Origin of the sequence: Microcystis sp. LE19-10.1B, assembly GCF_027530565.1 — a bacterium.
Lineage (GTDB): Bacteria > Cyanobacteriota > Cyanobacteriia > Cyanobacteriales > Microcystaceae > Microcystis > Microcystis aeruginosa.
In genome coordinates, this window is sequence record NZ_JAPZQM010000114.1 from 1 (window position 1) to 4,343 (window position 4,343).

At 45.8% G+C, this 4,343-nt stretch carries 4 protein-coding genes; all 4 read right to left on the reverse strand.

Features of this window, described 5'->3' with window-relative positions:
- Window positions 1-100 precede the first annotated feature (100 nt).
- The 4 genes from O9332_RS04015 to O9332_RS04030 all read right to left on the reverse strand — a co-directional run bounded on the left by O9332_RS04015 (window position 101) and on the right by O9332_RS04030 (window position 4,212).
- Complete coding sequence (locus tag O9332_RS04015) at window positions 101-688, reverse strand: pentapeptide repeat-containing protein (protein ID WP_288023752.1); 588 nt, start codon at window positions 686-688, stop codon at window positions 101-103.
- 236 nt (window positions 689-924) lie between these two features.
- The gene (locus O9332_RS04020) at window positions 925-1,365 is read right to left on the reverse strand and encodes a hypothetical protein (protein ID WP_002762519.1); all 441 of its coding nucleotides are present in this window, start codon (window positions 1,363-1,365) and stop codon (window positions 925-927) included.
- Between the two features lie 57 nt (window positions 1,366-1,422).
- The gene (locus O9332_RS04025; protein WP_002762518.1) at window positions 1,423-2,505 is read right to left on the reverse strand and encodes a ferritin-like domain-containing protein; all 1,083 of its coding nucleotides are present in this window, start codon (window positions 2,503-2,505) and stop codon (window positions 1,423-1,425) included.
- A 45-nt stretch (window positions 2,506-2,550) separates the two neighbouring features.
- The gene (locus O9332_RS04030) at window positions 2,551-4,212 is read right to left on the reverse strand and encodes a GMC family oxidoreductase (RefSeq protein WP_288023757.1); all 1,662 of its coding nucleotides are present in this window, start codon (window positions 4,210-4,212) and stop codon (window positions 2,551-2,553) included.
- Window positions 4,213-4,343 lie beyond the last annotated feature (131 nt).

Consider the following 4,343-nt stretch of genomic DNA (forward strand, 5'->3'; position numbering starts at 1 on the left):
AAATCCTTATCTGGCAAGAGACTTAATTGATTAGTTCGCTCTAGATAAAAAACAATTGACAAAAATGGCTAAATGCCTTTCTATATAAGGGTTCCATCCCTTATAATCCCCGTCCATTGCATAACACAAACCGAAGAGCCACATATCCCATGGTTGCTTCCGAAAAATCCGTCCCCGATAAATTAGATCTGGATAAAATCGCATTTTTGAATTGGGCATTTTTGGCCACGGCATTGGACATATTCGCATCAGAAATGATGGCAGATTCTAGATCAGCCTCTGTTAAAGTCGCATCGGTCAAAATTGCCCCATCCATCCGAGCATTATACAAAACTGCTTTTGAGAGATTGGCCGCCGTTAGATTAGCCGCTGATAAAGTGATAGCCGAGAGATCGGCCTTGGAGAGATTAGCTCCTGTTAGATTGGCTTTTCCTAGCGTTGCCTCTTGCAGTAAGGCTCCTGATAAATTGGCTCCCGAAAGATTCGCCCCAATCAGAGCACTACCATACAAATCTTTATTCGATAAATCGACTCCCGATAGATCGCATCCATTACATTCGTTAGTCAGCAGCAATTTCGAGTAATCCGTAGCAACGAAAGCATTGGCAGGCAAACTAAAAAGGGTTAAACAAAACAGAATCGTGATCACCACAGCCGACAATTGACGAAACCAAAATTTCCTGTTCATTTTTCACTTCTAATTAAGCATTTTTTTGGACAATAAGAGGCGCACTAGCTGACACCGATCTTTCAGGTACAGCGCAGTACTTCAAGCCAACCGAAATTATTTGGCGTTGCTGAATTAGGGGATGAATTGATAATTGTCGATTTTAGATTGTGAGAACGCCTTGTCAATATTGACTTTATTCTGTTCCCTGTTTCCTTAATCCTACTTTCATCTCTTCATTCAGCAATGCCCATTAGTTAACTAAGTTTGACAGAGGGAGGATCACTCCAAGTCCCATACCCTTGTGCTTTCGCTCCGGGGGGATTAACTCCGATCGCCGACCACACAAGTGCTTCAGGATAGGCATAGGGAGCGGCAATAAAAGTGCTATCATTTACCGGAATCCCAAACCGTTCCCGCCATGCGGAGGGAAGTTGTTCCCAAGTAGCGATGTACCAGAGTTTGATAATGTTACGGGCGATGGGTCCTAGTTTTCCTGATGTCAAAACCGCCTCCACACCCTGATCATGAAAGGTTTGCAGTAATTCCTCAAATATTTGGCCACCAACGACACCCCGAACTGTATCAAAGTAAAGGGCAGCTTGGCCTGTGCCTTGCAGATGAAACTGAGAAAATCCAGTAACCGCTGCCGAGAACTCCAAGAAATACCCAGTAAACTCAGGTTTATCAATATTCACTGGTGATTGACCTCCACAAAATTTTGAACTCCATTTTGAACTTCATGGTGCTGACATTTAGTAAATCGGGGCGGCATTAACCCCGTCTTTTCCCGGAATGGGATTGCGAATTAACAGATTAGCCAAGTCTCTGAGTTTGAACATTCCCCCCACCGCAGGCAGTAATGTCTCAGGATGGCCGTTAAAGGAAAATTCAATCTGGGCGAGGAAATGAGCGTAAGCCTGCTGAAATTGCTGTCTGGCGGCATATAATTCTGAATCTTGGGGATAATCACTCAGTTTGGCATTCTCCAAGACCGGATAAACCGCGTCCCAATCTACGGTAAAGGTTTTTCCGGTGGGGTGATCGGGGAGATCTGACTTCAGCGGATCATCTTTATTGATCGTATAGTATTGACCTAATTTTAGTTGCTGGAAACGGTAGTAATGGGAAAGTTCCCGTTCTGCATCATAGATAGTTCCTTGCCTGGAGCCTTCACCTTGTTCTTGAATTACTTTTAACGCACGCTTGGCATCTTTGAGATTATATACCGGGATAATCTCGCCGGCACCATCGTAGTAATATTCCCGGGTAATTTGCTTTTTCGGATCGCCACAGAATAGATTCTGTCCCTTCTGTTTGTACTCTCGATCCAACGCTTCTAAGCCTCGGATGACCTCCGCATAAAACAGCCCAATGCTGTAATATTTGTAGGTTGGATCGTAACCAGGAATCGGCAACCATGAGCCTTGTGTCGGTCGAGGCAGCACTAAAGGTGCATCGTCAGGTACTTCTTTAGACCGTTCAATGTTGAGAAACGTCTCTACTGTTTCCGGGGAAAATTTGGCTAGGCCAACTTGAAAATCATCGGCTCCGGTAGGTAAGTAAGTCGGATAAGTGGGGATAAAATTATTGGCTGTCAGCACTCCTTTTATATTTCCCCCAACGGCATTAAACACATTGGCAGCCAGGGTGAGATGCAGCATTTCCTCCACAGCAATAGCGCGAATAATATGAAAAGCTTCTAGGTTACTTCCTGGTTTGAGGGAGTAAAGGGCGGTCATGTAAGGGGGAATGGTTGCGTGTTCTATCATCATGCCCTGAATCAGATAGTAATGCAGGTCGTCAACCGTTTGAATTAACCTTAAACGATCAGTCATCGATAATACCTCTGGTGGTAGGATTAGTAATCTGTTATGTCAATCTCAAGCTAAGTCCTGAAGCATCTGCTCAGAAGCTCGGAAAACCAGGGCGGCAAGAGGCAATGTTGTATTAGAACTGCCAATAGAAGGCATACTGCCAGCGCCGAGTAGATAGAGATTTTCGTGATCCCAAGAACGCAAATAGGAATCAACAACGGAGTTGTATTTAGTCGTTCCCATTACGTGGGTTCCTGAAAAGTGATTTCCTCCTCGGAACCAGTAGCCTTGACCCTCATACTCAAAATAGGCGGGATCTGACTTATCGTAGTGGGTATGATCTTCTGCTCCCAAGCGCTCGAAGATAGTTCGGGAAAGATTACGGGCATAAGCCATCGCCTTTTTACAGTAATCAGGGACATCAAAATGGATAACCGGACGATAATTACCGAGTTGATCTTTATATTGGGGATCGATGCTGACTCGGTTACTGGAATTAGCTGGCAATTCGCACATGAAAGCCAGTAGTAGCTGCCGTGAGATTCGGCTAATTAGTTCCTGGCGAAGTTCGGAGCCATACTTTTTATTATTATCGATCGCTTCTCGCACCACATCGGGGACACCAGTGCCTGACCATCCCCAACCATCATTGTGGATGTCAATGCCAAAGGCACATTGTTCTTTGCGGAATTCACCATTACGGAAGCTGCCAATTCCCGATGTCACCAAGGGGCCTCGCATCGTCCCCGTCACTTCGGGCATCAAAGCCCAAGCTAACAGGAAGGGATGATCCATGAGATTGCAACCCATCAGTCCACTGGTACTAGGCAAATTAGAGGACAACATCAGCCTGGCATTTTCTACCGCGTTAGTGGCTAGGACAAATAAACGACCCTTAGCCGTGCCAACCGTATAAGCAGGAGAGTTCTTATCCCGATAGTGCTTATACTCGATGCCACTAACACGGCCAGTTTCGGGATCGATTTCCACCCTGGAAGCGACCGCCTGAGTAAGAAGATGCACTCGTTCGGGAAAGGCTATTGTAGTCAGAGTCCTCCTGGCATCATACTTCGCTTGAGCTGGACAGATGGGAACACAATTGGCGTTTCCCTGGCATCGTTCTCCATACTCTACTGGATTTTTACCACTCAATCCAGTGGGAACGAAGTCGTTATCATGGCCGTACTCTTTGTAATCAGGGTTAGGTATGCCATTGCGACCCTGGGGAAAAGTGCTAAGTTTTAATTCGATCTTTTTGCCATTGAGTTCCACTGTCGTCCCCTGAATTTTCTGACGCACTTTCTTATCCAAGTAAGAAGGGGGCATTTCCCGCATGGGAAAGACATAGTCATCGTGTTCAAAAGTGATGCCTAACTCCCTTTGTTCTGCTGCATTTCCAGCAACCCCAATCTCGTACTCTGCTTGGCGGTAGTACTTCCAAAGCTCTTGATCGGTAATTGGCCAGTCAAGACCTTGTCCGTACTTGCTGCGTAACTTGAAATCATCGGGTAACATCCGTAGGGATTTCCCTTCCCAGTGCATAGTGGTTCCCCCTAAAATCCTGGTATAGGAACCGCTCAAGGGTAGAGGTCCTTTCTCTTCAAAGTAGCGAACAACATCATCAGTAGGACTCAGGACATTGGGATTTAAGGGATAGGGGGAGTTACCGTGCTTGATTACCGAACTGTAGAAAGTTTCAAGGTAATTTTGATAGCCTTCAACCCACATTCCGCACCCTCAACTGTCACATAAGCTGTCCCCCTCCAGAGACTTGAGTAAAAATACCTAGCTGGTGAAGGTTTTCTCGGTGGCCGCTAGGGGGGTCTTGAGACCCCTAATTAGGGTCTGCTGAAAAAGTT